The sequence below is a fragment of the Streptomyces sp. NRRL F-5123 genome (assembly GCF_000721495.1).
GTDB lineage: Bacteria > Actinomycetota > Actinomycetes > Streptomycetales > Streptomycetaceae > Actinacidiphila.
Genome location: NZ_JOHY01000214.1, coordinates 1 through 282 on the forward strand (window position 1 = coordinate 1; position 282 = coordinate 282).

Consider the following 282-nt stretch of genomic DNA (forward strand, 5'->3'; position numbering starts at 1 on the left):
GCAGCCGCAACCTCCCCCACCGAATGCCCCATCACAAAATCCGGCCGCAGACCCCACGACTCCACCAACCGGAAAAGCGCCACCTCGAAAGCGAACAGCGCAGGCTGCGTGAACTCCGTACGCCCCAGCACCGCCGCATCCTCACCCCACACCACCGACCTCAGCCCGGGATCCAACTGCCCCAGCACCGCATCGAACGCCTCAGCGAAAACCGGCTCCGCCGCATACAACTCACGGCCCATACCCACCCGCTGACTCCCCTGCCCCGCGAACAGGAAGGCG

The 282-nt window shown here is 66.7% G+C and carries 1 protein-coding gene; it reads right to left on the reverse strand.

Translation table 11 applies throughout. The features are described 5' to 3' along the window. A partial coding sequence (locus tag IH54_RS41175; protein ID WP_043183774.1) for an acyltransferase domain-containing protein occupies positions 1–282 on the reverse strand: 282 nt, incomplete at both ends.